At 70.2% G+C, this 7,591-nt stretch carries 6 protein-coding genes; 3 read left to right on the forward strand and 3 right to left on the reverse strand.

What is annotated here, in order from left to right; translation table 11 throughout:
- Positions 1-88: 88 nt before the first annotated feature.
- Positions 89-1,909: a BCCT family transporter gene (locus tag NR112_RS14750; RefSeq protein WP_256795062.1), complete on the reverse strand. Its 1,821-nt coding sequence runs from the start codon at positions 1,907-1,909 to the stop codon at positions 89-91.
- A gap of 263 nt (positions 1,910-2,172) precedes the next feature.
- Positions 2,173-3,573 (reverse strand): cation:dicarboxylate symporter family transporter, encoded by a 1,401-nt coding sequence (locus NR112_RS14755; protein ID WP_256795063.1) that lies wholly within the window; start codon positions 3,571-3,573, stop codon positions 2,173-2,175.
- 87 nt (positions 3,574-3,660) lie between these two features.
- Between NR112_RS14755 and NR112_RS14760 the strand changes: the two genes are divergently transcribed.
- Both NR112_RS14760 and NR112_RS14765 read left to right on the forward strand, forming a co-directional pair.
- Entirely contained in the window at positions 3,661-5,307 is a 1,647-nt protein-coding gene (locus tag NR112_RS14760) for a sensor histidine kinase (protein WP_256795064.1), read from the forward strand.
- A complete protein-coding gene (locus NR112_RS14765) occupies positions 5,300-5,983 on the forward strand; it encodes a response regulator (protein WP_256795065.1) in 684 nt (227 codons plus the stop codon). The genes NR112_RS14760 and NR112_RS14765 overlap by 8 nt, the downstream gene beginning before the upstream one ends.
- 4 nt (positions 5,984-5,987) lie before the next feature.
- On the opposite strand, the gene NR112_RS14770 is transcribed toward NR112_RS14765, so the two are convergent.
- The gene (locus NR112_RS14770) at positions 5,988-6,566 is read right to left on the reverse strand and encodes a TIGR03086 family metal-binding protein (RefSeq protein ID WP_256795066.1); all 579 of its coding nucleotides are present in this window, start codon (positions 6,564-6,566) and stop codon (positions 5,988-5,990) included.
- A 51-nt stretch (positions 6,567-6,617) separates the two neighbouring features.
- Between NR112_RS14770 and NR112_RS22965 the strand changes: the two genes are divergently transcribed.
- Positions 6,618-7,460 carry a helix-turn-helix transcriptional regulator gene (locus NR112_RS22965; protein ID WP_256795067.1) on the forward strand — a complete coding sequence of 281 codons (843 nt, stop codon included), beginning with the start codon at positions 6,618-6,620 and terminating at the stop codon, positions 7,458-7,460.
- Positions 7,461-7,591 lie beyond the last annotated feature (131 nt).

The following is a 7,591-nucleotide window of genomic DNA, read 5'->3' on the forward strand; positions in this document are numbered from 1 at the left end:
GCTGCGTCTCGTCCGTCGGGTTGCCGCCTGCTCGTCGAGTGGCCTCAGCGCGAGGGAACTGTTCCGGTGGCGGTCTGAAGCGACCTCGTCAGAGGCGCATCGACGCGCCGACCCTCACGGTCTGCTCGTCGACCGCACCGCCCAGCCCGTCCTGGGCCGCGACGTCCTCGGCCACGACCTGGTCGGCGACCGGGTCGGTCTGGACCATCTCGCCGACGCCCTCGCCGGGCGCGGTCTCCTGCACCGTGAGCGAGAAGTCGTCGCCGTGCTCGCTGACGCCCGCGACGACGGCGTGCTCCACGGCCGCGACGGCGTACTGGCGCCGGACGACCTGCGGGTCGCGCGACAGGTCCTTCACGAGCGCGACGGCCAGCCCGACCATGATGACGAGGAAGGGCAGGGCCGCGACGATCGTGACGTTCTGGAGGCCCGACAGGGCGTCCTCGCCGCCGATGAGCAGCATGATCGCGGCGACCGCACCCGTGGCCGCGCCCCAGAAGACCACGGTCTTCTTCGACGGCTCGAGCGTGCCCTTCTCGGAGAGCGTGCCCATGACGATCGACGCGGCGTCGGCACCCGACACGAAGAAGATCGCGACGAGGAGCATGACGACGACCGCGGTCACGGTCGGCCACGGCAGGTGGCCGAGCATCGCGAAGAGCGAGCCCTCGGGCGAGGCCTGACCGGCGATGTCCTGGCCGTGCTGCTGCTGGTCGATGCCGGCGCCACCGAAGATGGCGAACCAGATGAGCGAGACGACCGACGGCACGAGCAGCACGCCGGAGACGAACTGGCGGATCGTGCGGCCGCGCGAGATGCGGGCGATGAACATTCCGACGAACGGCGTCCAGCTGACCCACCAGGCCCAGTAGAAGATCGTCCACCCGGCGAGCCAGTCCTTCATGCCGTCGCCGCCCGCGGCGTCGGTGCGGGCCGACATCATCGCGAGGTCCTTGAAGTAGGAGCCGATGGTCGTCGGCACGAGGTTGAGGATGAAGACCGTCGGGCCCACGACGAAGACGAAGAACGCCAGGGCCAGCGCGAGCACCATGTTGATGTTCGAGAGCCACTGGATGCCCTTCTCGATGCCGGAGACGGCCGAGAGGATGAAGCAGACGGTGAGCACGGCGATGATGCCGATGAGCACGCCGTTGCCGACCTTGCCGATGCCGCCGACGATCTCGAGGCCGGAGCCGATCTGGAGGGCGCCGAGGCCGAGCGAGGTCGCGGAGCCGAAGAGCGTCGCGAAGATCGCGAAGATGTCGATGACCTTGCCCGCCGGGCCGTTCGCGCGCTTCTCACCGAAGAGCGGGGCGAAGGCCGAGCTGATGAGCAGCGAGCGGCCCTTGCGGAAGACGCCGTAGGCCACGGCCAGACCGACGACGGCATAGATGGCCCAGGGGTGCAGCGACCAGTGGAACATCGTCGTCGCCATCGCCGTCTGGACGGCCTCGGGGTTGCCCTTGGCCCCCGTGCCGGGCGGCGGGGTCACGAGGTGGGTCAGCGGCTCGGTGACGCCGTAGAACATCAGGCCGATGCCCATGCCGGCGGAGAACATCATCGCCACCCACGACGACGTGCGGAACTCGGGAGCCTCGCCGTCACCGCCGAGCGGGATGTTGCCGAACTTGCTCGCGGCCAGCCAGATGACGAAGACGACGAAGCCGGAGGCGACGAGCGAGAAGAGCCAGCCCGTGTTGTGCACGACGAAGTCGAGGCCGGCGGAGGCGCTCGTGCTGAGGCTCTCGGTGCTGAGCGCGCCCCAGAGGACGAAGGCGATGGCCACGGCGGCGGCGACGCCGAAGACGACCTTGTCGACCCGGGAGGGCGCGGCCTCCTCGTGGTTCACCGGTGGTGGCTCGAGCGCCGGGTGCAGCGCGTCGTCGGGGCTCTTGGTCAGTTCACTCATACGTCATGGACGGCAACCCGACGAGGTGCCGTCTGTCTCCTCACAGTTACGTGTCACAGATGTCTCGATGAAGCGACCACTGTGTCGAAGATGGGGGGACGAGCGCAAAACGAGGGCGTCGCGAGGAGGGGGCGGACGGCATACGCAAGCGTGAATCCGCATGTATGCCAATGGTGCCCACAGGTTCTCGACGCGCTGAGTGAGATGGGCCACGACGACGAAGGACCGCGAACCGGCTGGTTCGCGGCCCCTCGACGGATGGGTCAGCGGCTCGAGCCGACGAGCTCCGGCTCGTGACCGCGGGTGTCCGGGACCTGGTCGTCCTGGACCTCGTCGTCGTGGTCGAGCATGCTCGCCTCGTCGAAACGGTCCTGCCCGGCGAGGACGCGTGACGCCTTGTCGCGGTCGATCTCGCCGACCCACGTGCCGATGAGGACGGTCGCGATGGCGTTGCCGGCGAAGTTCGTCAGCGCGCGGGCCTCGCTCATGAGGCGGTCGATGCCGACGATGAAGCCGACGCCCGGCACGAGGTCGGGACGGTGCGACTGGAGGCCACCGGCGAGGGTCGCGAGCCCCGCACCGCTGACGCCGGCGGCGCCCTTGCTCGCGATGATCATGAAGACGAGGAGGCTGACCTGCTCGCCGATGCTGAACGGCTTGTCCATCGCCTCGGCGATGAAGAGGCTCGCCATCGTCAGGTAGATCGCGGTGCCGTCGAGGTTGAAGGAGTAGCCGGTCGGCACCGTGATGCCCACGACCGGTCGGGAGACGCCGAGGTGCTCCATCTTGGCGATGAGGCGCGGCAGGGCCGACTCCGACGACGACGTCGACAGGATGAGGAGGAACTCGCGGCCGAGGTAGCGGAAGAGCGAGAAGACGCTGATCCCGGTGACGACCTTGAGGATGCTGCCGAGGAAGAGGAAGACGAAGATCACGCACGTGACGTAGAAGGCAGCCATGAGCTTGCCGAGGCTGGTCAGCGAGCCGATGCCGGTCGCGCCGACGAGGGCGGCCATGGCGCCGAACGCACCGATCGGGGCGGCCCACATGATCATCGCCATGAGGCGGAAGACGAGGCGCTCGAGGTGCTTGATCGCGCCAAGGATCGGCTCGCCCTGCTTGCCCATCTTCTGGAGCGCGAAGCCGACGAGGAGCGCGATGAGCAGGGCCTGGAGCACCGAGCCCGAGGTCAGCGCGGAGACGAGGGTGTCGGGGATGAGATGCATCAGGAAGTCGACCGCCCCCTCGGCCTTGGCATCGACCTGCGAGGCGCCCGACTCGGCGACGGCGGCTGTGAGGTCGAGGCTGTCACCGGGCTTGATGATGTTGCCGACGACGAGCCCGATCGTGAGGGCGACGGTCGACATCGTGATGAAGTAGCCGAGGGCGAGGCCGCCGACCTTGCCGACCTGGGCGGCCTTCCGGACCGAGCCGATGCCGAGCACGATCGTGCAGAAGATGATCGGCGTGATCATCATCTTGATGAGGTTGACGAAGCCGGTGCCGAGGGGCTTGAGGCTCTTGCCCACCTCGGGGAAGGCCCATCCCACGAGGATGCCCGCCACCATGGCGACGATGACGGCGATGTAGAGATAGTGGGTGCGGTCGCGCTTCGGGGTCGAGCCCGGCTGGGCGTCGACGGCGCTGTCGGCGGTGGAACTCACGGTGACCTCCGTTGGCTGGGTCCCGTGCTGGGCGCGGGACCGGTGAATGTGACGAGGCTCCCGCGGTCAGTGACTAGGGTCACGGTTGTGTTCATTGAGTTCTCGCGACGGGTGCTGACGGCCCCGGGGCGGTGGAGCGTGGCGGGGCAGACCTTCGCGCTCCAGGTGCTCATCGCGGTGCTCGTCGTCGTCGCCGGGCTCGCCGGGGCGTACGGCCAGGCACAGCGCGCCGGGGACCAGGAGGCCACCGCCCGGGCCCTCGCGGTCGCCGAGACGATGGCGGCGACGCCCGACGTCATCGCCGGCGTCCAGGGTCCCGAGCCCTCGGCGGTGCTCCAGCCGTACGCCGAGCGCGTGCGGGTCGAGTCGGGCACCGACTTCGTCGTCGTCATGAGCCGCGACGCGATCCGCTACACCCATCCGGACCCGACGCAGATCGGGAAGAAGTTCCTCGGGCACACGGAGGGGGCACTCGCGGGCGGGGTCGTCGAGGAGGACTACACGGGCACGCTCGGGCCGTCGTCACGTGTCGTCGTGCCCGTCACCGACCAGGGGAAGGTCGTCGCGCTCGTCTCCGTCGGCATCCGGAAGTCGGCCGTCGGTGAGCGAGTGCGCGCCCAGCTGCCGGTGCTGCTCCTCGCCGGGCTCGTGGCCGCGCTGCTCTCGGGCCTCGGGACGGGCCTCGTGTCGCGCCGGATCCGGCGGCAGACCCACGGACTCGGCGAGCAGCAGCTGCGCGAGATGTACGAGTACTACGACGCCGTCCTGCACGCCGTCACCGAGGGTCTCGTCATCACCGACCTCGACGGTCACCTCCGGCTCGCGAACGACGAGGCGACCCGGTTGCTCGCCCTGCCCGCCGACGCCGTGGGACGCCCGGTCGCCGAGCTGGGGCTCGCCCCGGCCCTGACGGCCGCGCTCACCGACGACGCGACACACGAGGACGAGCTGCACGTGACGTCGGCGCGGGTCCTCGTGCTCAACCGCGGGCCGGCCCGCTGGCAGGGACGCCTGCTCGGCCACGTCGCGACGCTGCGCGACCGTACCGACCTGGAAGCCCTGACGGGAGAGCTCGACTCGGCCCGAGGCCTGACCGAGGCGCTCCGCTCGCAGGCCCACGAGTCGGCCAACCGGCTCCACACGATCGTCAGCCTCATCGAGCTCGGGCACAGCGACCGGGCGCTCGACTTCGCCACCGACGAGCTGCAGGTCTCCCAGCTGCTCACCGACCGCGTCGTCGGCTCGGTCGACGAGCCGGCCCTGACGGCTCTGCTGCTCGGCAAGGCCGCCGAGGCGCACGAGCGCGGCATCGGCTTCGCGATCGAACCGGGCGCGCACTGGCCGCGCGACGTCGCACCCTCGCGTGACGTCGTGACGATCGTCGGCAACCTCATCGACAACGCCCTCGATGCCGTGGCCGGCGAGCCCGGCACGCCACGCCCCGAGCGGCACGTGCGTTTCGACTCGAGGGTCGAGGAGGCGTATGCCGTCCTCGAGGTCGCCGACGACGGGCCGGGGCTGCCTCCGGGTGCCGTCGAGGACGCGTTCCGGCGTGGGTGGTCGACGAAGGATCAGGGCAGCGCGGGTCGCCGCGGCATCGGGCTGGCCCTCGTGGGTCAGACGGTCGACCGGCTCGGCGGGACCCTCGCCGTGTCTGGGCCGCCGGGTGCGACGTTCACCGTGCGGCTGCCCGCCGGTGGGGTGCTCGACGGTGGCGGGAGCGACGATGACTGACGTCTTGCGCGTGCTCGTCGTCGAGGACGAGCCGATCGCGGCGGAAGCCCACACGGCATACGTCGGCCGGGTCGACGGGTTCGAGGTCGTGGCGACGGTGGGCACGTCGCAGGCGGCGCTGAAGACGTTGCAGGACAAGGGGATCGACGTCGTCCTGCTCGACATGAACCTCCCCGACCGGCACGGGCTCGATGTCGTGCGCGCCATGCGTGCCGCCGGCCACCGCGCCGACGTCATCGCCGTCACGTCCGCGCGCGACCTCGACGTCGTCCGCGCCGCAGTGTCGCTCGGGATCGTGCAGTACGTCCTCAAGCCCTTCGTCTTCGCGACCCTGCGGGAGCGGCTGCTCGCCTACCGTGCCTACCGCGACCAGGTGACGAGCGGCGCCGAGGTCGGCACCCAGGCCGAGGTCGACGAGGTCTTCGCCGGAGCGCGTGTCGCAGCCGAGGCGCGGCTCCCGAAGGGGATGGGCGAGGAGCTGCTCGCCCGCGTCTCACGACTGCTCCGCGAGGCGGATGGCGGACGCTCCGCGTCCGAGCTCGGCGACGAGCTCGGCGTCAGTCGGGTCACCGCGCGCCGGTACGCCGAGTACCTCTGCGAGACGAAGGTCGTCGTGCGACGGTCGAGATATGCCGGCGCCGGGCGTCCCGAGGTCGAGTACCTCTGGGCGCGCTGACGATTCAGGCGTTCGCCGGCGTCGGTCGGCCCAGCCGGGCGAGCACGCGTTCCTGACGGTCGGCGCCGCGCCCGACGGGTACGGCCGGCTTGCAGACGCCGTCGTCGTAGAGGTGATCGCCGAAGCCGTCGGCCGAACGGTCGAGCATCTCGAGCTCCTCGTCCGACAGGCGTTCCTCGAGCCCGGCGGCCACGGCGATGTCCCAGCGGTGGACGACGAGGTCGAACCCGTAGAACGTGACGATGGACGCGCCCACGGTCGTGCGGCCGAAGGCCCCGGCGTACTCCCGGCCGGCGATGTCCGGGTCGGCGAGCAGCTCGCGCATCCGATCGTCGTGGGCCCGCCACAGGGCGCGTGGGTCGCTACCGGAGGGGGTGGCCGCGGCATCGACGCCGCGCTGCTCGAGGAAGTCACGCTGCGTCGTGACGACGTGGGTCAGCACGTCGCGGGCACTCCAGCCCGCGCAGGGACTGGAGTCGTCCCAGGCGTGGTTCGGTACGCGGTCGACGACGGAGGCAAAGGGCTCGGCGAGACGGACGTAGGCGGAGAGGACGTCGATGCTGGGGGTGCTCGGTGAGGTCATGACGTCACCGTAGGAAGCCGCCCGTCGGTGGGTCTTGATACTTTCCGACACGTGACGACGTCTGCCGGGGCAGGACGGACAGCGGCCCGCGACGACATCGAGCGGGCCCATCTCGTCGACCCCACCGACCACACGTGGTCGATCGCGCGCAGCTCCGTCTCCCCGGACCTCGAAGACCTCGCCCGCCGGTTCTGGATCCCGGTGTGGGACGTGCCCGCAGGCCGCGACTCGGTGCAGCGGGTCCTGCAGTATCCCGTCTGCCTCGTCGTCGTGTCCGACAGCTACGCGCGCTTCTACGGCGTCGTGTCCGGACTCTCGCACCAGATGCTGACGGGGCGCGGCTGGGCCGTCGGCGTCATGTTGCAACCGGCAGCGGGCCATCTCATGACGCGCGAGCCCGTGCGCCGGATGACCGACCGCTACGTCGACGTGTCGACGCTGACGACCTTCGACGGCATCGGTCTCACCCGGCGGGTGCGGTCGGCGATGCGACCCGACCCGACCTCGGCGGAGGCGCAGTCCGTGGCGCGCGAGGCCGTCGAGGACGCCCTGCGGCCGCTGCTCCCGGTCGACGAGGAGGGACTCCTCGTCAACGCCATCATCGAGGACGTCGAGACCTCTCCCGACCTGCTGCGGGTCGACGACCTCTGTGCACGCTTCGACATCAGCGAGCGGACGCTGCAACGCCTGCTGCACAAGCGGATCGGGCTCGGACCCAAGTGGCTCATCCGGCGCCGGAGGCTCCAGGAAGCGGCCGACCGGCTGCGCGACTCCGACGCCGAACTAGCCGGCATCGCGGCCGAGCTCGGCTATGCCGACCAGGCGCACTTCACCCGGGACTTCCGCAAGGCGACCGGCATGACGCCCGGCGAGTTCGCCTCGCGCTTCAGGTGATGGTGGCCCAATTCATTTGCAGCACAGGGTCTTTGATGTGGACAACTCCAACTTGGTCACTCGAACGCCGGTACGCTTGAGGGTATGGAGCAGAGCCGGAGCACGCAGCAGATCGAGCAGGACTGGGACCA

Source organism: Terrabacter sp. Ter38 (genome assembly GCF_024519435.1).
In the GTDB taxonomy this organism is placed as follows: domain Bacteria; phylum Actinomycetota; class Actinomycetes; order Actinomycetales; family Dermatophilaceae; genus Terrabacter.